Origin of the sequence: Streptomyces sp. NBC_00414 (assembly GCF_036038375.1) — a bacterium.
Lineage (GTDB): Bacteria > Actinomycetota > Actinomycetes > Streptomycetales > Streptomycetaceae > Streptomyces.
The window spans coordinates 2181069-2199780 of record NZ_CP107935.1; the positions used below are offsets into that span (position 1 = coordinate 2181069).

An 18712-nucleotide genomic window follows, 5' to 3' on the forward strand; every position below is an offset into this window, starting at 1 on the left:
CGTCCCGAGGAGTGAGACACCTGGTCTCAAATCCGTACGGCTCCCGGCATGCCGTAGCTGTGCCGTAACTACGCCGTAGCTGTCACTTGAACCTTTCCTTCGCCCTGTCAGTCCCTGGCCTTAGCTTGTCCACGTGACCCAACTCACCCAGTACCACGCCTACTTACCGCCCCCGGCCGTATGCCGGTCGAAGCACCGGACGCCGAAGTACCGGACGGGGACGCACCGGAGGTGGACGCGCGAGGCATGGACGTACCGGATACGGAGCGCGAGAACGATGAGGGCGGCACGATGAAGCTGGTCGAACTGGTGGAGGCCGGCGACATCGGCGGAGTCGTACGGGCACTGGGTGCGCTGGCGCCGGAGCAGCGCGAGGCGTGCGCCGCCGCCTTGACTGCCCACCGCGCGGCGGTCTCCCTGCGTGAGCACACCGCGGAAGCGAGGGCCGCCCTGTTCGCCGCCGAACTGGGCTGCCGGATCACCCCCGAGGCCGCGGCGTCCTGGCTCCTGACGTACCGGTACTTCAAACCGGGCACCTGGACGGTGGACGTCCTGAACCTGCACCCCGTCGCCTGGCGGGCCGAACTGGCCGCACGGCTCGGCGAACGGGTACCGGCCTCGGACACCGTGTACGCGATCACCGAACACCTCGTCCACGACACCGGCTGCCCGCTGCCGACCTCCCACAAGTTCGTCCTGGCCTGGCTGTGCAACCGGGCCGGCGTCCGGGAGCGGCCGGAGCGGCTGCTGGGCGGGACACCGGGGGCAGACCTCCTGGAGCGGCTGCGCGCGGATCCCTTCACCCCGAAGCTCCTCCCTCTGGCCGTGGCCAGACCGGGGCGCCTCGTCCTCGGCCGTGCCCCGTGGCTGCTGGAAGCGCTCATCGGCCTCGCCGCCGAGGGATTCGCCGACCGGGACGAGCTGATCGACAACCTCTTCGCGGACATGGTGAGCGATCCCCCGCGGGGATCCCAGGCGGCCATCATGCTGGAGGCACTGGCGCTCACCCCGGCCGAACACGCCCGGGTGGCCCCCCAGCGTGCCGCGCTGAACGGGCAGCTGCTCGGGCGCCTGCTGGAGGACGGCACGCGTACGGAGACCGAGCCCTTCCTGGTGTTCCTGCGGGCCCTGGCGTCCACACCGGCCGAGAACGCGCTCCTGGCGAGGGACTTCCTGGCCCTGCTCGACCGGTCGCTGCCGGTGGCAGGCCACGCCCAGGAGGTCCTGACCTCGCTGGACGAGGCGGGACTGCTGGAGCCCGGCCTGCTCACCGAGGCGTGCGAGCGGATCCTGCTCCGCCCCGAGAAGAAGCTGGTCCGCGCCCAGCTGACCTGGCTCGACCGTACGATCCGGCGGGACCCGGCGCGCGCGGACCGGTTGCTCGTCGACATGGCCGTCGCCTTCGGGAACCGGGAGCTGGCGTTGCAGGAGCGTGCGCTCGACCTGATCGCCGGCCATCTCACCCGTCACCGCGCCCGTCGTCTCAATGCCGCCGGGGACTCCGTGGTGCCGCTGCCGCTGCCGGAGCTGCGGACGGCCGCCGAACGGCTCAGCCCGGGGCTGGCCGCGCGGGCGGCCGGGCTGTTCGGTACGGGCGATTCGTCGGGCCCAGCCGCTTCAGCGGGCCCGGTCGCTTCGGCGGGCCCGGTCGCTTCGGCGGGCCCGGTCGATGTGTCGGGCCCGGTCGATGTGTCGGGCACTCCTTACGCGGACACGCTGCCGCCTGTTCCGGACCCCAGCCCGGTGCCGGGTCCCGTCACGACGGCCGCCGAGGTCGCGCAGGAGGTCGCGGCGGTCGTCGCGAACGACCAGGACGTGGTGGCGTTCGAGCGCGCCCTGGACGGGCTGGTCCGCCACGCCCACCTGGACCGAACCGCACTGGCAGAGGCGCTGAAGCCGGTCATGCGCAGACGGCCGAAGGACGGCTACGACTGGGTGCAGGCGGACCTCTACGACGTGGCGGCCACGGTGCGGGGCGACGAACCGAGGTCCCGGGTCGCCCTGATGGCCCGGGCGGTCCACCTCGGCCGAACCCGTCCGAGCAGCAGCTTCTCCCTGGCCGGCTCGATGCTCGCCGCGCGGCTCGCCGAGGCGATGGAGGTCATCGAGTCCGGCACCCAGCCGTTCCTGCTGGCCGTGCCGACCCTCTCCACCGGCGCGCTGGACGCCGCCGTACTGCTGGAACGGATCTCCGCGCTCGACGGACTCGGCGTCACCCCGGCGCCGGTCGACCTGGCCCAGGCACTGCTGCGCGTCACCCCGACCGCCGACGAGGAGGTGCTCCGCGCCGCCGACGCGCTGGCCTCCGACGCCGGACGGCGACTGGCGCACTGGCTGCGCGAGGGCGGGCTTCCGCACCAGGACTCGGAGCCGAAGGGCTGGCCCCACTGCAAGCCGCCCAAGCCCGCCTCGCAGGGTTGGTGGACCCCCGCGCGCCCCGGGGCGGCCATCGACCCCGAATTCCCTCTGGCCGCGGCGGCGCTGGTCGGGCCGTACGTCGGCAACAACGGCCTGGCCGACCCGATCCGGCCCTTCTGGGTGGCGCAGTTGCCGCACCACCGCGAGGAGTTGATGGCGCGCGACTACTTCGAGCCGCGCATGTCCCAGAAGGGGTGGCCCCGCGTTCTGCCCCTGGTCGCGGAGTCCGGCGGTCCTGCGGGTTACTCGGTGCACCTGGCGGTGGCCTTCGGACTGTTCTGGCAGCTGGACACCGACGCGGTGGTGGACGCCCTGCTGGTCCTGGCCGCGCGTGGGCAGTTGGACAGCGGGCTGCTAGGGCGGCAGCTGGAGGCGCTGCTGAACGACGAGTGGCCGAGCCCGAGCCGGGCGAGCGAGTCGTTGCGGGCCGCCGCGGAGACGGGTGCGTACGCCACGGTGTGGTCCGTCCTGGCCGCAGCCCTGCCCGGTCTGCTGTCAGTACGGACCACACCGCTCCGGGGCGTGGGCGAACTGCTGGCGCTGGCCGTGGAGTGCGTGGCGCGCTGCGGGGCCAAGGGGGAGATCGCCGAGGTGACGGCGCTGGCCGAGCGGAAGGGTTCGAGCCGGCTGACGAAGAACGCGAGGCTGCTGCGGGACGCGCTGCGCTGAGCCCCGCCCGGCGAGTTGTGGTCCCGCCCGTGCGTGGGCGGGACCACCGTTCGGGGCCGCCTCCGGGGGCGGGGCCCGTTGGCCCCGCCCCCGGACCCCGCCCCGGGCCGTCCGGGCTACCGGGGCGCCGGTGTCCCCTCGCCCGGCCCCGGCGCCGGGGCGTACCCCATGGGCCGGGTGGTGAAAACCCCCCGGCCCTGCGTGCGGCTCCGCAACCGCGTGGCGTACCCGAACAGTTCGGCCAGCGGCACGGTGGCGGTGACGACCGCCGCGCCCGCCCGCGTGGTGGATCCGCTGACCCGGCCGCGCCGTGCCGCCAGGTCACCCAGGACCCCGCCCACGAACTCGTCCGGTGCGGTGACGGTGACCTCGACCACCGGCTCCAGCACCGCCATCGCGCTCGCCCGCAACGCCTCGCGGAGGGCGAGCCGTCCGGCCGTCCGGAACGCCATCTCCGAGGAGTCCTTCGTATGAGTCGCCCCATCCCTCAGGACCACCCGCAGCCCGGTCACGGGATGACCGCCGAGCGGACCTTCGGCCAGCGCGTCCCGGCAACCGGCCTCCACGGCCCGGACGTACTCCTGCGGCACCCGGCCACCGACGACGGCCGACCGGAACTCGAACCCGGTCGCGCTGCCTCCGAGGCCGCTACCGGCACCCTCGGACACGGCGTCCAACGGCTCCACATCCACCACGACATGGGCGAACTGCCCTGCCCCGCCGTCCTGTTTGACATGCCGGTGGACCAGCCCGGCGACCCCGCGTACGACGGTCTCCCGGTACGCCACCCTCGGCCGGCCGACCCGGACGTCCAGCCCCTGGGCGCGGCGGATCTTCTCCACGGCCACCTCCAGATGCAGTTCGCCCATACCGGACAGCACGGTCTGCCCGGTCTCGTCGTCGGTCCGCACGACCAGCGAGGGATCCTCCTCCACGAGCCGTGCCAGCGCCGTCACCAGCCGGTCCGTGTCCGTGCTCGTCCGGGCCTCGACCGCGACCGAGACGACGGGTTCGGCGGTGGCCGGCGCTTCGAGGACGAGCGGAGCGCCAGGTGCGCACAGGGTCGATCCCGCGCGGGCGGACTTCAGTCCGACCACCGCGACGATGTCCCCGGCCACGGCCCGGTCCAACTGGGCGTGCCGGTCGGCCTGGACCCGCAGGATCCGGCCGATCCGCTCGGTACGCGTCGCACTCGCGTCCCACACGGCCACCACTTCTCCCTTCCGGATCGTCCCCGAGTACACCCGCAGACAGGTCAGCCGCCCGGTGGCGGTGGAGTGCACCTTGAACGCCAGTGCCGCGAACGGCGCGTCCGGATCTGCGGCCCGTTCCTGTTCGGCGCCGTCCAGCGTGCCGCGCACGGCGGGCACGTCCGACGGCGAGGGCAGGTACGCGACCACGGCGTCCAGCAGCGGTTCGATCCCCCGGTTGCGGTAGGCGGAGCCGCACAGCACGACGACGCCGTCACCGGTACGTGTCAGGTCGCGCAGCGCGCCCGCGAGCGTCGGCGAGGAGAGGCCGTCCGGCGTGCAAAACTCCTCCAGGGCACCGGGATGAAGCTCCGCGACGGCCTCCTCCAGCACACGCCGCCGCCCCGCCGCCTCTTCCCTCAACTCTTCGGGTACGGGCCCTTCTTCGACCCCGCCGATGCCCTCGGCACCCTCAGCCCACACCAGCGCCCGCATACGCAGCAGGTCGACGACTCCGCGGAACCCGTCCTCCGAGCCGATGGGCAACTGCACGACCAGCGGCGCCGGATGCAGCCGCTCCCGGATGGACGCGACCGCCGAGTCGAGGTCGGCCCCGGCCCGGTCCAGCTTGTTGACGAAGGCGATCCGCGGCACGCCGAACCGGTCGGCCTGCCGCCACACCGACTCGCTCTGCGGTTCGACCCCCGCGACGGCGTCGAACACCGCGACCGCCCCGTCCAGCACGCGCAGCGAACGTACGACCTCGTCGGAGAAGTCGACGTGCCCCGGGGTGTCGATCAGGTTGATCCGATGCCCGTCCCAGTCACAACTGACCGCGGCGGCGAAGATGGTGATCCCGCGATCGCGTTCCTGGGAGTCGAAGTCGGTGACTGTCGTGCCGTCATGGACCTCGCCACGCTTGTGAGTGGTCCCGGTGACATACAGGATCCGCTCGGTGACGGTGGTCTTGCCGGCGTCGACGTGAGCGAGGATGCCTAGATTACGGACGGCGCTCAGTGGGTCGCGGGCGAGGGACGCGGAGCGGTTGTCATGACGGTCGTGAAGGTGCTGGAGGTGGAGTTCGGTACGCACGGCCCAAGGCCTTTCAGAGCTGATCAGAAGCTGATCAGGGATCCGGAGGGGGTCGGCGCGATTCCCGTACGAAGCGACAGGTGACCTGGCGATCTGTACACCTGCGAGCCTGCAGTCGTGCAGTCCCCAAAGGAGGCGTGCGCAGGTCAGACGTTCGAAACGGGCATCCGGTGCGGGCCGCGCAGCCTGCACCGGCTCCACGAAGACACGAGGATCACCTCGAACCGCGACAGAGGAACAACGACAGCGGTGCGGTACCGCATGGCCGAGCTCCCCTCAATGGTCACGGGGCGCGCCGGGGTGGTGTTCGGCGCGCGTTGTGCATGAGTGTAGGGAAGCCGAGGCGGGTGAGCATTGTGTTTTTCCGCGAGCGCTCCTTTGCGCGCGGCCCTTCCCGCACAGGGCAGCCTCCAACCCATGTAGGCGGCATGGACAAGTGGGTGATAAGGCGCCACCATCCATAAGCAGTACGGCATTTGACAGTTCGACTTGCGTGCGGCATGCCCCGACGCAGGATGCGCGGGGCAATTCTCATTCCAGGAGAAACATGCCAGAAGACGAGTACGACTGGTTGCGAACCACCGTGTCGGTCTTCGGCCGTCAGTGCCGCCAGAAACTGTCGGGGGGAGGCGGCCAAGAATCGAACATCCGCAGCCCACTGGAGCAGCTCCTCCAGACTGTCGGGGAGCACCATCAACAGCCCGAGGTCACGTGGCACGATGAATTCCGCATACCCGGCCTCGGCGTTCGCCCCGACTATGCCGTACGCGCAAGTGGCCACCTCACCGGCTATATCGAGTTGAAGAAACCGGGGCTGCCGGTGGACCCCGAAACCTTCGGCAAGGCGAACCGCGAACAATGGGAGAAGCTCCGGGATCTGCCCAACCTGCTCTATTCGAACGGAACTGAGTGGCGGCTGTTCCGCGACGGCGAGCAACTCGGCGCGACGGTGTTCTTCAAAGGGTCCCTCACGGACGCCGGCAACAGGCTCGCACCCACCGACCCGGCCGCCTTCGACGCCCTGCTCAAACAGTTCCTGCTGTGGAAACCTCCACGGCTCTCGCAGGTCTCGCGTCTCGTCCAGCACATCGCTCCGCTGTGCCGTCTGCTGCGTGGTGCCGTCTTGGAGCAGCTGGCTTTCGAGGCCAGATCCACCGCATCCGACGACGACATGCGAGCGAGGCCGTTCACCGGTCTCAAGAACGACTGGCGGCGACTGCTGTTCCCCTCCGCCGATGACGCCACGTTCGCGGACGGCTACGCCCAGACCGTCACCTTCGCCCTGCTGCTGGCCCGTACCGAGGACATCGATCTGGCGCCCGGCTCCTTCCACGCGATCGGCCGTCGTCTCGACACCGACCATGCCCTGATGGGCAAAGCACTCCAGTTGCTCACCGACAACGTCAACGAGCGCTTCACGGTCACCCTGGATCTATTGACCCGCACCATCGGGGAGGTGGACTGGCCGGCCATCCGCTATGGCAACCGCGACGCCTACCTCCACCTGTACGAGCACTTCCTCACGGTCTACGACCCGGCTCTACGCCAGCAGAGCGGCTCGTACTACACGCCCCATGAAATCGTCGAGGAGATGGTCCGCCTCACCGAGGATGTCCTGCGAACCCGTCTCGGCCAAGAGGCCGGCTTCGGGGCGGACGAGGTGCAGATCATCGATCCCGCCATGGGCACCGGCACCTTCCTGCACACCGTCATCGAACGGGTTGCCGAGCAGGCCATCGACCGGCACGGCCCCGCCATGGCCCGCGACGCCATCTCGCGGCTCGCCTCCCGACTCTTCGGCTTCGAGCTGCAGATGGGCTCTTTCGCGGTCGCCGAGCTGCGCGCCTCCGACCTGCTCAAGCGCTACAAGGCGCAACCGCCCCGAGAGGGCTTGAACCTGCTCGTGGTGGACACCCTCGAAAACCCCTACGTGGAGGAGGAGTACCTGGCGTCCACCTACGGAGTCCTTTCCACCTTCCGCAAGCGCGCCAACCGCATCAAGGCGAATGTGCCGGTCACCGCCGTCGTCACCAATCCTCCGTACGACGACAAGGCGGAAGGCCGCGGAGGCTGGGTGGAGAAACGCGTGCCCGGCCACGAACCACCTCCCCTCGACGCGTTCCGACACGAGGGCAACGGCCGCTACGAACACGTCCTCAAGAACATGTACGTGTATTTCTGGCGTTGGGCCACGTGGAAGGTGTTCGACGCCCATCCGGAGGACCGGCACGGAGTGGTCTGCCTGATCACTCCGTCGGGGTGGGCCACAGGGCCCGGCGGGCGTGGCATGCGCAAGTACCTGCGCCGCACCTGCGACGAGGGCTGGATCATCAATCTCTCGCCCGAGGGACAGCGTGCGCCCGTCTCGACGCGCGTCTTTCCGGGAGTCGCCCAACCCCTGGCCATCCACATCTTCGTGCGCAAAGCCGACACCGTCCGTGGGCCGCAGCACCGGGCCCATGTTCACTATCGGTCCGTTACGGGGCGACGGGTGGACAAGTTCCGTCAGATCAAGGAAATCGGTCTGGACGACGAGGGTTGGCAAGACACACATGAGGACGACGTGCTGCCCTTCACACCGGCGAGCCGTTCTGGGTGGTTGGACTACCCCGAACTCATCGATCTCTTTCCATGGGGCAGCCCCGGAACGAAAACGAACCGCTCGTGGGTGACCGCCCCCTCTGCCGAAATCCTTCGCCGCAGGTGGGCCCGGCTGGTCCGGGAGACCGACCTGGCAGAGAAGGCCAAGCTCTTCAAGGAAACCCGGGACCGTGGTCTGACCAACCGGAGCGACCCCTTACCCGGGTGGCCGGGTCACCCACTTCCTCTCTCCCAGGAAACGACCACCACTCCGCCCCTCACACTCATCTCCCTACGCAGCTTCGATCGCCAGTACGCGATAGCAGACAACCGAGTGCTCGACTACGCGCGCCCCGACCTGTGGGCATCCCTCCAGCCCAAGCAGATCTTTCTCAACCAGCAGTCGTCCCACGCGATCGACTCCGGCCCCGCCGTCGTTGCCACGCACCTGCTGCCGGACACCCACCACTTCAACGGCCGCGGCGGCCGGATCATGCCCCTGCTCCATCCCGACGGTTCCCCGAACACTCCGCCGGGCCTCCTTGCCCACCTTGCCCGCCTACTCGGTTTGGAGCGGGTCACGGTGCAGGACCTGGCCGCGTACACACTCGCCGTCACCGGGCACGGGGCGTTCACCGAACAGTTCGCCGACGAGCTCCTGACGCCAGGTGTGCGCCTTCCGCTCACCCGGGACCGTGAACTCTGGCAGACGGGCATCGCGCTGGGCCGCGACGTGTTGTGGGCCTCGACCTATGGCAAGCAAGGCGCGGACCCTTCGGCCGGGCGACCCGCCGACGACGTCCTCTTTTCCCGTGGCGACCCGCGGCAGGTCCAATACCTGACGCACGTCGGCCACACCGTTCCAGAGGCCATGCGCTACGACGCCGAGTCGCAAACGCTACACATCGGCGAGGGCTCATTCGCTCCGGTGCCCGAGCCCGTATGGGCGTACGACGTCGGTGGAATGAACGTCATCGGTAAATGGTTCGGTTACCGCAAGGCCTCCCCCACGAGCAAGAGGACCAGTCCGCTGGACGATATCCATGTCGAGAGCTGGCCCGCGGAGTGGACGAGTGAACTGATCGAGTTGCTTTCGGTGTTGAGACGCCTGGTCGACCTGTCGTCAGCCCAGCAGGAATTGTTGAGCAGCGTGCTGGCAGCCGGAACAGTGACTCAGGCGGATCTGACCGAAGCCCGGATCCTGCCTGTCTCAGCCGGCGCCCGAAAGGCCAAGTACCACCCGCCTGACACTTTGTTCGCGAGCGATCCAGGGGAGGCCTGAGAAGACCAGGAGTCGTACGGCCGGGTCAGTCGGTCTGCTCCAGTTCCTCGGCCGCTTCGTCATACTGCACGCTGCCCTGCGCCAGCCCACGCACGGCACGAATCAAGCGGGGTGGGAGCCCTTCAACCGACTCCGCCAGCCGCACCACCGCAGCCAGTCGTTCCTCGGCGGTTTCGAACGCAGTGCGGTAATGCACCGCCGCTCCGAGATCCGTCACCGACAGCCGCCCGTCCTCTGGGACGAGAAGCTTCAGAAAGACCAGCTCCGGCGCCTCCGCTCGAACCTCATCCGGGTCCAGCCCTCGCGCGAGAAGTCCCTCTTCAGCGACTTCCCCGTCCACAGGGTCCGGTAGAGGACGCAGCAGCGCCTCGGCCAGCAGTTGCTGCTGGTATCTACTGAGAACGAAGTGCGGCAGTGGCATGGGCCATGCCTAGCACACGGCATATCGGCACCTCACACGCACGCGCCCGGCCGTGCCTGGTAGCCGCCCATAGCGATGGTGAGGGTACGCGGGCTGGTACAGGGCACAAGTTCGTCGCTGCCCTCCTTCGAAGCCTTCAGGAGCCTCTGCACGGCCGCGCGCAGCTCGGCATGACCGCGCACGAGTCGGATGACAGCCTTCGGTTTCCTGCCGTCCTCCTCGGTGGAGGCGGGAATCCGTCCCGGCCGATGTCGACCCCGTCCAGCACGAAGCCGATCTCATGGCAGAGCGCTGCCTTCCTGGGCCCCGCTGACCATGCCGACCAGTTCCGCCAGTGCGGCCGTCGCCCGGTCGAGGCCCGGGCCCGCGGGCCCGCCCGGCTCGGTCATGTAGATGTCTCGGCGGAGCTCGATCATCAGGGCGCTGACCCGTCGGTCGGTGCCGTAGTACTTCAGTGGGACGTACGTTCCGGCGAAGGGGCTGTTGATGCCCGTGCCGCCGAAGCCCGCGAACGCCTTCTCGGCGTGGGCGAGCAGGGTGGGCGGGGTGTGGAAGGTGTCGGCCCCGAGGCAGACGGGTGGCCTGGGGCCGTCGCCGTGCAGTTCGTACGGCAGGCGCTGCGTGGGGTAGGAGTGCACGTCGATGATCACGGCTCGCCCGACAGCCTCCAGACGCTGGGTCACAGCCTCGGTCATGGCGGCGGCGTACGGGTGGAAGTAGCTTTCCAGGAGCGGCTGTTCGGCTGCCGCGTCCAGGTGGCCCAGGTGGTCGCCCCGTCGGAGTGGCTCGCCGTGCGTGGTGCGTGTGTAGACGGCTCCCATGCCGACGGCCCGCATCTCCTCCCGTTCGTCCGGGAAGCGTTCGGGGTCGACGACCAGCCGGGACAGTTGGTTGACGAACTGCCAGGGCTTCGGGGCGAGCCGGGCGGCGGCCTCCTCGGCGATGCGGGCGGTGTGCGAGTCGGTGATGTGGTCCAACTCCCGTTCCAGCGCGGTGTGGTCGAGGATGATCCCACCACGGACGCCCTCGGGAACGGTCCGCGAGGAGTGCGGCACGTGGAGGATGACCGGCGACGCGGGGGCACCCGGTACGAGTCGGTAGGGAGCCGAAGGGGCGTTCACTCAGGCGCCTTTCCATCAGGTCGATCGGAGGATCGGATCGATCGGATCGATCAGGGCTCGTTCAGGCGCCCTTGGCGACGGTCACCGTCACGGAGAGGTCGCCCGAGTTGTCGCTGATGCAGCCCTCGTCGCCGTCGTTGATGCGCAGTTCCAGTGTGCCCCCGGCCGCCGCCTCGAAGGTCCACTGCTTCCCCACGATGTGGCTCTCCTCGCCCTCCCCGGCCTCGGTGAAACGTCCGAGCAGCGCGCCGAAGGGGGCCGACCCGTTGACCTTGCAGTCCGCCGCCGCGAAGTCCAGCGACTTGTCGGTCTCGGCGTCGTAGCCTTCCGGCCCTGTCAGCGGCATCTCGGGGTCGTCCACGGTCCACTGCCCCGACGTGAAACGGACGGTGACCGTGTCGCCGGACTGGATGAGCGTGTCGGTGACCCGCTGCCAGCCCTCGGTGCCATGGACCACCGACTCGTTGACGACGGGCGTCGCGGGCAGGGGCGTACCGGCCGGCTGGGAGGTTCCGGCGCCGCTTCCCCGGCCCTTGCTGTCCGACGCCTCGGCTTGCGCGGCCCGGTCGAAGGGCGGGACTCCGGCGAGGAAGAGACCTATACCGGTGCCGGCGAAGACGAGGGCGACCGAGGAGGCCACCAGGCCCAGGACCCGTCTGTCACGCCGTTCCTCGTCCCTTCTCATCAGCGCGGACGCGGTCTCGGCGTCGTACCGCGACGTGGGCGACGCCGGCTCCGTCCAAGGGATGTGCTGACGGGTGCGGGTCTCCGCGTCCGCGAGGGAGACGCCTGCCGGGATCGCGACCCGGACGGTGGCCGACGGCAACGACCTCGGGTCCGCCGCGAGCCCCTCGGCGGCGTGCCGCAAGGCGGTCGTCGCGTCGGGGATGGAGGGCCGTTCCTCGGGCGCCTTGCGCAGCAGTGCCTCGACGGCCGGGAGCAGTGGACCCAACTGCGCCGTCAGATTGGGTTGTTCGTACGCCACGGCGTGCAGAGTGGCCGCGTGCGCGGGGCGGCGGAAGGGCGACGCGCCGGTGGCGGCGGTGACGAGCGTCGCGGCCAGCGACCACAGGTCCGAAGCGGGGCCGACCTCACCGCCGTTGATGCGTTCGGGCGCCATGTACTCGACGGAGCCCGCGAACTCGCCGGAGTTGGTGAACGCCTCACCGTCGTCCAGGACAGCGATGCCGAAGTCGGTCAGGACCGCGCTGCCGTCGCGGCGCAGCAGGACGTTGGCCGGTTTGACGTCCCGGTGCAGGGCTCCGGCGGCGTGCACGGCATCCAGCGCGCCGAGCAGTTGCGCGCCCAGCGCGGCGACCCGCGTGGGCGCCAACGGGCCTTCCTGTGCGATGAGTTGGGCGAGCGAGGGGCCGTCGATGAGCTCCATGACGATCCACAGCCGGTCCTCGTACTCGACGAGGTCGTGGACTCCGACGACGTGCGGGTGCGGCACCCGGGCCACCACCCGCGCCTCCCGCACGGCACGGCGCAGCCACACACGGTGGTCCTCGTCGCCCTGGGTGAAGACGTGCAGCTCCTTGGCCGCGACGTCCCGTGCGAGCAGCTGGTCGTGGGCCCGCCAGACGGTGCCCATGCCGCCTCTGCCGAGCTGGTCGGTCAGCCGGTAACGACCGGCGATCAGACGCCCGGCGCCCCGTGCCGCGTACGCCGCACCCTGCTGATCATCACTGCCGGACAACACGCCCGCCTCACGCCCCTCCCGATGGCTTCCTTGCCACCGGCCCCATGTACCACTCGAACACCGGCGAGCATAGCGGTGGGAACTGACGTCGCGACGACGGCTGAGCGAAGAAGACCGGCCCGGAGCCGGCCCGGAGCCGACCCGGGGCCGGACGGTGGCCGCACCAGGGCCGGACCGGGCGGCGGGGGTCGACAACAGGCCCGGGCGCGGTCCGACCACGGTCCCGGCGCGGTCCGGGTGTACGAAGTCTGCGGGCGGGCCGCCGCAAATCTCTGTCTTCACCCTCGCGACCTGCGGTTTTAAGCCTGCACTGAAACGGTTGCCCGTCCGCCGCACCGCCCGTCAAGCTGGGGGCACGGACCTGGGGCCGACGAGCCGGTCCGGCTGCCGGTGGTCCGCATCAGCGGTGGTGTCGGCGACGAGCGGATTCCGGGGCTTCCGGACTGCCGGGAGCGGCCACTGTTCCACCCGCACGGCGAAGATTCTGCCCGGGCAGCACTGGGGAGTGTCCGGACAGAACTGGACGGTGCACGGCGGCATGTGCCGCGCGCGGGGCCCGGTACGCCGGGCCCCCGCTTCCGTGTGTCCGGCTGCCGCGTGTCCCGCTTCCGTGTGCCCCGCTCAGGTGTGTCGCGTGAATTTCGGATCCCCCTGTAAGAAGTGGGCCTCTGCGCGCATTGCTTGGTGAGAGAGCCGACAAGAGGGGACGGCGCGTGACCCATGCCCAACGCTTCCGGGACATCTACGAGGAGTGCTATCCGCGCGTCCTCGCCTACACCACCAGCTTGGTGGGACGGCAGGTAGGAGAGGACATCACCAGCGAGACGTTCACCGTGGCCTGGCGGCGGGTGCGGGACATACCGCAGCCCGCGCTGCCCTGGCTGCTGGGAGTGGCCCGCAATCTGGTGCGCGAGATGCGTCGCCGGGACAGCCACCAGTACACGCTCGCCGCCGAGGAGGCAGGGCGTATCGGCAGCGGTGCCCGGGCCGATGTCGGCGACGTCGCGGCGGACGTGACCGACCGGGCAGCCGCGTTGCACGCCCTGGCGGGTCTGTCCGACGCCGACCGGGAACTGCTGACGCTGATCGCCTGGCACGGGCTGAGCACCAAACAGGCCGCACGGGTCCTGGGCTGTACCACCGCGACGCTGACCGTCCGGCTGCACCGGGCCCGCCGCCGTCTGGAGAGAGCCCTGGAACCGGCGTACCTGGCAGATGCGGATACGGATACGGCACCTGCACCGGAGGCGGCGCCCGCACCGGCACCCGTGTCCCCGCAGGGCCCGGAGTCCCCGCAAGGCACGGGCACCGCACCCCTCGTACAGGCCCCGCGCCGCACAGATCGCAAAGGAGCACTCACATGAAGAACACCCAGGAACGGTCCGGGCGGCCTGACGTCATGAAGGTGCTCGCGGGCGCCCGGCCCGACGAGCTGGACCCGTCCAGGCTGGCGGGCTCTCCGCGACAGCGCGAGGACCTGGCACTCATCCTGGCCGGAGCGACGGACAGCCGCGCGGGACGCTCGCGGGTACCTGGGCTGTTCCGGCTCCGGGGCGGGATCAGGCCGCTCGGGGCCGTGGTCGCCCTCACCGCGGTGGCGGCGTCCGCGGTGGTCGTGAGCACGCTCGACCGGGACTCTTCGGGCGTGCGCGCGGGCGCGGCCCCGCAGTCCTCGTCCGCTTCCGCCGGGCCGGGTTCGTCGACGTCGGACGGCCAGGGTGATGTCCGCGTCGACGGCCGCCTCGAACTGCTCAGCGTGGCGAAGAAGGCGGAGACGTCGGCCGCCGAGGGTACGTACTGGCAGACCACCACGCGCTCGGAGAACGTGAACGTCGTCAGCGCGGCGGGAGACGCGAAGGACGCGGGAGACGACGGGCAGTTCCTCGCCGTGCGCACCACGTCGACCGACGAGTGGTCGGTGGGTGTGCGTCCGGGCACCCGGAGTCTGATGGTCTCCGGCCTGGAAGGCGTGACCGAGCCCCGGAGCAAGGCGGACGAGGCACGCTGGCGGGCCGCCGGCTCACCCAGGACGATGCAGGCCGAGGTCCCGGGCAACGAGGAGGGCGGCACGCTGGGTTACACGATGGGAACCCGGCAGCCGATGGTCATGCGGACGGACGCCGACGACAAGATCTACGCCATCGGCCCGCGGAACGTCACGTACCAGGACCTGCGTGAACTGCCCTCCGACAGTGGGGAGTTGCGTCGGGAGCTGGAGCGGCTGTACGCGCAGGACAGCGGCGCCGACACCGGCGTCGGCCGCACGGCGTACGTACTGCGGCAGGCGGCCGGCCTGATCACGATGCCGGTCGAACCCGCCGTCCGGGCGGCCGCGTACCGGGTGATGGCGGAACTGCCCGGCGTCCGGGGTCTGGGGCGTGTCACCGATCCGCTGGGTCGCGAGGGCGTCGGTTTCACCTTCCCCGGCACGGCACGGACAGCGCTGGGCGGCGTCGAGGAACGGCTGGTCGTCGACGAGTCCACCGGCGAGATGCTCTGCGAGCAACTCCTGCTGGTCGAACCGTCTGCCAGGGCTGAGGAAGCGGGTCTCGACGCGGGCACGACGGTGAACTACTCGGCGACGACCCGGATGGGCTGGGGCGAGCACCAGATCACGGTGCCGGAGAACGCTCAGCGCTGAGCACGTGCGATGCGGTGACGCGGTGCCGTGGAAGGCCCTCCGGCTGCCGCGGAACAGCCTCCACCCAGGACACAGGATCCAGTAGGAGCACAGGAGAAGATGACAACACCAGTACCCCGTGGCGTGCGGCGGTTCGCGTTACCCGCCGCCAGCGTGGCCACCGCCCGCGTGGCCACCGCCCTCACGGCCTGCGCCATCGCGCTCGCGCCGTACGCCGCACAAGCACAGCCTCAGACACCGGCACCGGCACCGGCACCGGCAGCCGCACCCGCACCCGCACCTTCCGGGCAGCAGGCCTCCCTCTCGAAGACCCCCTGGAAACTGGCACTGCCGCTGTCCGGGGCCGAGTCGACCGACTTCTACGACGTCACCGCGACGGGTCGGACCGACGCGTGGGCGGTCGGACGGAAGACGGACGAGTCCTGGGTCACGGATCCGGTGGCCAAGCACTGGGACGGCACCCGGTGGAGCGATGTCCGACCGGCGGGGACCGGGGGCAGACCCGCGCAGTTGGAGGCAGTGGCCGCCTCGGGTCCGGACGACGTCTGGGCTGCCGGAACGTACACCGACGTCGAAGTCGGCGCGGTCGCCTCAGCCATCGCCCGGGTGCCGGAGGCCCGCAGAACGGGCCGTCTGCCGGGCTCGCTCCTGGCCCGGCTGCCGGACAGTCTGGCCGACCGGCTCCGCGAGGGCTCCGCGCTGCCCGAGGCCGCCGACCCGATCGTGCTCCAGCACTGGGACGGCACCCGCTGGAAGCCGGTGCCGCGTCCGGCACCCGCCGACGGCGCGATCCGTTTCGTCCTGGAACTGAAGTCGGTGAGCGCGGACTCCGTGTGGCTGACCACCCTGGACTGGAATCCGGCGGCGGACCCCGACGACCCGGACAAGGCGTACGCCGGGCACCTGGAGCACTGGGACGGCCGCAGGTGGAGCCGTACGGCACTGCCGCAGGCGCCGGACGGCGGGGCGGTGCAGCCCTTCAGCATCACCGGCACCGGCCCCGACGACATCTGGGTCAGCGCCCTGACCGAGGCGGACGGCGTCGCCACGCCCCTGCTGTACCACTTCGACGGCCGACACTGGACGGTGGACGCCGTCCCCGTCCCCTACGAGTACGGCCCCGGCTGGGTGGCCAACCACATCGTGTCGACCGGGCGCGGGACGGTTCACGTGCTCGGCAAGACCAACGATCCGCAGGTCCCGAGCGGACTGCTCTCCACGCGCTGGGACGGCCGTACCTGGCGGCAGATTCCCGCCCCCGGCATCGACGAGGTGAACGCCGCGGGTTCGGACGGCTCGGGGGGTGTGTGGGTCGCGGGCTGGCGCCCGCAGGGCAGTGCTCACACGGTGTTCTCCCGCTGGGACGGCGCCACCTGGACCGACGAGGAGCTTCCGGCGGAACTCACCTCGACGAGCGAGGGCAGCACGGTCTTCGACATCGAGGGCGTTCCCGGCTCCCGCGCGGTACTGGCCGCGGGCAACGCCGCGTGCGACAGCCCGGCGGGCGCGTGCGGCCTGCTGGCCTGGCGCGGCATCCGCTGACGCACGAGTCCTGACGCACGAGACGCACGAGTCCTGACGCACGTGTCAGGACTGGCAAGTCCGGACACCCCTGTCCGGACACGCGTGTCCGGACAGGGGTGTCGGTGGGAGTGCCGTGCGACCCCGAAAACAGCTTGTGCGGGCCGAGACCAGGCTCGACCCGCACAATTTGCGGTGCTTTTTCCACTCTGTGTCCGAGGGGGGACTTGAACCCCCACGCCCGATAAAGGGCACTAGCACCTCAAGCTAGCGCGTCTGCCATTCCGCCACCCGGACTAGGTGTCTGCCGCCTGGACGGGGGTGTTCCCCGCGGCGACATGGACAACAATACCAAGCTTTCGGAGTGGCTTTCACCTGCGTTTCCGCGCCCCGGCGGGGTACCGCACGGGGCGCGGACGACGCTCCACGGCGTCACGCGAGGTGACCGGAAAACTACGCGGCGGTGGACCCGGTCACGGCATCAGGTGGTACTCCGGGAAGTTCCCCGGCAGCCGCTCCCCCGCCGGCCCGTGCGTGACCGCGCGCACCAGCAGTTCGCCGCCCACGAACGCGCCGCGCCAGGACGCGCCGAAGCCGCCGAACAGTTCGTCGCGGTCGCCCCGGGAGCGGGGTTTTCCGTGGCCGACCTTGAAGGCGCGGATCTGCGGGGCCAGGCGGTTGTACGTGGCCTCGTCGTCCGTGGACAGGGTCGCGACCAGCGCGCCGTTCGACGCGTTCATCGCGGCCAGCAGTTCCGCCTCCGTGTCGACCAGGACGATGGTGTCGACCGGGCCGAAGGGTTCCGCGTGGTGCAGCGGGGAGGACGGGGGCGGGTTCAGGATCGTGACCGGCTGGACGTACGCCGAGGTGTCCTGGCCCGGCAGGAAGCGGGCGTCGGCGAGCTTGCCGCGGTGCAGCGGGACGGCGCCGCGGTCGATCGCCTCGGCGACCTGGTCGTGCAGTTCCTTCGCCTTGGCCGCGTTGATCACCGGCCCGAAGTCCAGCTTCGGAAACAGGTCGTCGGGGTGCTCGACGGCCAGCGGGTGGCCGACGCGGAGGGTGTCGACCGCCGGGAGGTACGCGGCGAGGAACTCGTCGAACAGCTCACGCTGGACGACGAAGCGCGGGTAGGCCGTGCAGCGCTGCTTGCCGTAGTCGAAGAGTTTCGGGATGACGGCCGTCAGCGCGTCCCAGTCGGTGTGGTTCCAGATGCCCCAGGTGTTCAGTCCCTCCTGTTCCAGTACGTGTCGCTTGCCGAGGTCGGCGACGGCCGTGGCCACCGCGGCGCCCGTGTCGCGGCCGCCGACGAAGGAGACGCAGCCGATCTCGGGCGCGCGCACGAGCGCCTCGGACAGTTCGCCGCCGCTGCCGCTGACGAGGGTGACGGGTATCCCCTCGCGGGCGGCGAGTGCGCAGGCCAGGGTGAGGCATGCGACGCCGCCGTCGGTCGGGGTCTTGGCGATGACCGCGTTGCCTACCAGTGCCTGTACCAGCATTGCGTGAACGAGCACGCTCATCGGGTAGTTCCAGCTCGCGATGTTGGACACGGGTCCGTCCAGCGGGGTCCGGTCCGCGAGCATGGGTTCGATTCCGTCGACGTACCAGCGCACGCCGTCGATGGCGCGGTCGACGTCGGCCTGCGCGAGCCGCCAGGGCTTGCCGATCTCCCAGACGAGGAGTAGCGCGAGCAGTTCCCGGTGTTGGGTGAGGGCGTCGAGGGTGGCCGCGACGCGGGCCCGGCGTTCTTCGAGGGGTACGTGCCGCCAGGCGCGGTGGTGGTCGAGGGCGGCGCGGACGGCCTGGTGGGCCGTGGCGCCGTCCAGTCGCGGCGGGCCCGCGATGGGGCTGCCGTCGACGGGGCTGGTGGCGGGCAGCGCCCGGCCGTCGGCCCGCCAGGCGGCGCCCCAGAGGTTGAGGACGCGGTCCTCCCGGAAGGCCTCGGGGGCCACGGCGAGACAGCGCTGCCAGGCGTCGGTCCACGAGGTGTGGGCCTTGAGGGTGAGGGTGGATGTGAGGGTGGGTGCCATTCGGTTGCTCCGCTCTCGGTGCACAGTCGGGGGCGGTCGTTCATGGCT

General features: G+C 70.5%; 10 protein-coding genes and 1 tRNA gene. 5 read left to right on the forward strand and 6 right to left on the reverse strand.

Annotated elements, in window-relative coordinates:
- Positions 1-180: 180 nt before the first annotated feature.
- Positions 181-3087 carry a hypothetical protein gene (locus tag OHS59_RS09410; protein ID WP_328492925.1) on the forward strand — a complete coding sequence of 969 codons (2907 nt, stop codon included), beginning with the start codon at positions 181-183 and terminating at the stop codon, positions 3085-3087.
- 116 nt (positions 3088-3203) lie between these two features.
- On the opposite strand, the gene fusA is transcribed toward OHS59_RS09410, so the two are convergent.
- Positions 3204-5294, reverse strand: coding sequence for an elongation factor G (fusA, locus tag OHS59_RS09415; protein WP_328499140.1), 2091 nt, complete (start codon positions 5292-5294; stop codon positions 3204-3206).
- Positions 5295-5916: 622 nt separating this feature from the next.
- On the opposite strand from fusA, the gene OHS59_RS09420 reads away from it, so the two are divergent.
- A complete protein-coding gene (locus OHS59_RS09420) occupies positions 5917-9231 on the forward strand; it encodes a type ISP restriction/modification enzyme (protein ID WP_328492926.1) in 3315 nt (1104 codons plus the stop codon).
- A gap of 25 nt (positions 9232-9256) precedes the next feature.
- Here OHS59_RS09420 and OHS59_RS09425 read toward each other — a convergent pair whose 3' ends face one another.
- From OHS59_RS09425 to OHS59_RS09435, 3 genes are all read right to left on the reverse strand, one after another.
- Positions 9257-9652, reverse strand: coding sequence for a hypothetical protein (locus tag OHS59_RS09425; RefSeq protein ID WP_328492927.1), 396 nt, complete (start codon positions 9650-9652; stop codon positions 9257-9259).
- Between the two features lie 278 nt (positions 9653-9930).
- Positions 9931-10773 (reverse strand): N-formylglutamate amidohydrolase, encoded by an 843-nt coding sequence (locus OHS59_RS09430; protein WP_328492928.1) that lies wholly within the window; start codon positions 10771-10773, stop codon positions 9931-9933.
- 61 nt (positions 10774-10834) lie between these two features.
- Positions 10835-12472, reverse strand: a complete 1638-nt coding sequence (locus OHS59_RS09435; RefSeq protein WP_328492929.1) for a serine/threonine-protein kinase — start codon at positions 12470-12472, stop codon at positions 10835-10837.
- A 716-nt stretch (positions 12473-13188) separates the two neighbouring features.
- Between OHS59_RS09435 and OHS59_RS09440 the strand changes: the two genes are divergently transcribed.
- The 3 genes from OHS59_RS09440 (at position 13189) to OHS59_RS09450 (ending at position 16658) form a co-directional block, all read left to right on the forward strand.
- Complete coding sequence (locus OHS59_RS09440) at positions 13189-13839, forward strand: RNA polymerase sigma factor (RefSeq protein WP_328492930.1); 651 nt, start codon at positions 13189-13191, stop codon at positions 13837-13839.
- The gene (locus OHS59_RS09445) at positions 13836-15116 is read left to right on the forward strand and encodes a CU044_5270 family protein (RefSeq protein WP_328492931.1); all 1281 of its coding nucleotides are present in this window, start codon (positions 13836-13838) and stop codon (positions 15114-15116) included. Before OHS59_RS09440 ends, OHS59_RS09445 begins: the two co-directional genes overlap by 4 nt.
- A 99-nt stretch (positions 15117-15215) precedes the next feature.
- Positions 15216-16658, forward strand: coding sequence for a hypothetical protein (locus tag OHS59_RS09450; RefSeq protein ID WP_328492932.1), 1443 nt, complete (start codon positions 15216-15218; stop codon positions 16656-16658).
- A gap of 191 nt (positions 16659-16849) precedes the next feature.
- On the opposite strand, the gene OHS59_RS09455 is transcribed toward OHS59_RS09450, so the two are convergent.
- A tRNA-Leu gene (locus tag OHS59_RS09455) sits at positions 16850-16934 on the reverse strand.
- Positions 16935-17110: 176 nt separating this feature from the next.
- Positions 17111-18664: an aldehyde dehydrogenase family protein gene (locus tag OHS59_RS09460; RefSeq protein WP_328492933.1), complete on the reverse strand. Its 1554-nt coding sequence runs from the start codon at positions 18662-18664 to the stop codon at positions 17111-17113.
- Positions 18665-18712: the final 48 nt, after the last annotated feature.